We start from the raw sequence: 912 nt of genomic DNA, 5'->3' as shown, positions 1-912 counted from the left end.
GGAATAGATAGCTACGGCTCAGGAAGAAGAGCCGGCAATCCCCAGAGGACTGTTGCGAGTGCGGCTCTCCCTGACAGCGATAAAGGAAAGAGCGGACGCTGAAAAGCTAAAGGAGAACCTGAAGTTCTATTTGGTTTGGACGGCGGATTCTACCCCCATTGATCCTGTTGCTAGATGAACTACCCCACCGCGCAGGCGGGTGGGGTTTCCCCATCCGCTTGACAGCAGAGCTTTTGTCTCTTCCTCTGCCCCAGTTGCTTCATGGATCCCGTGTACCCAACATCCGCTCCCAGAACTTGAGCTGCTCATGAACTGGCGAGTAAGCCAAGCCGCTAAAGTTCCACAGCTGCTGCAGCGTCTGACCGCAGTGGACGTGGAACTGACACCGCACCATCCAGCCCTTCATTTCCGACGGGGGATCAAGACACAGCTCCGCGTGCTCGCGCTCAAAGAACAGGCAGGGCTCTCCCCAACCCCACAGCTGCGGTGGCGGCGGGTCACTGCGGGCAAACCCGTGAACGGTAACTTTCAGGTCCAGATCCGTCTCATCAGGGTCGTATTGCCGCCCCAGCTGTTGCAGCAGATAAGCCAGGCAAATCAAGGCTTCAAAACGGCGCTCAAATAGAACATAGGAGTTCTCCAGACCATACTGCTGCCCGGGCCGGCGCGCTTGCAGGTGTCGCAGCGCCTGCGCAGCTCGCTCCACGTCGTCGTGGGCCACAACCGGCAGCCAAGTCTGAGGCGAGGTGTAGCGTACCACAAGAACCAAAGGTAGAGGGCTATCTATGGCCATGGCAAGTTTGGCTTTTGTGCATCGGCAGCCGCTAAAGCATATCCCACTGCCGCCACGCCGCGGATATTAAATTGGGTTAAGCCTAAGACAGTGTTTAGTTTATTGCCAATGTCGATTAG

At 56.8% G+C, this 912-nt stretch carries 1 protein-coding gene; it reads right to left on the bottom strand.

The features are described 5' to 3' along the window. Nucleotides 1-259: 259 nt before the first annotated feature. The gene (locus NW827_RS06250) at nucleotides 260-769 is read right to left on the bottom strand and encodes a hypothetical protein (protein WP_414362313.1); all 510 of its coding nucleotides are present in this window, start codon (nucleotides 767-769) and stop codon (nucleotides 260-262) included. Between the last annotated feature and the right edge of the window lie 143 nt (nucleotides 770-912).

This window comes from Synechococcus sp. H70.1 (assembly GCF_047502705.1).
In the GTDB taxonomy this organism is placed as follows: domain Bacteria; phylum Cyanobacteriota; class Cyanobacteriia; order Thermostichales; family Thermostichaceae; genus Thermostichus.
This window is presented reverse-complemented; position numbering and strand designations above follow the sequence as displayed.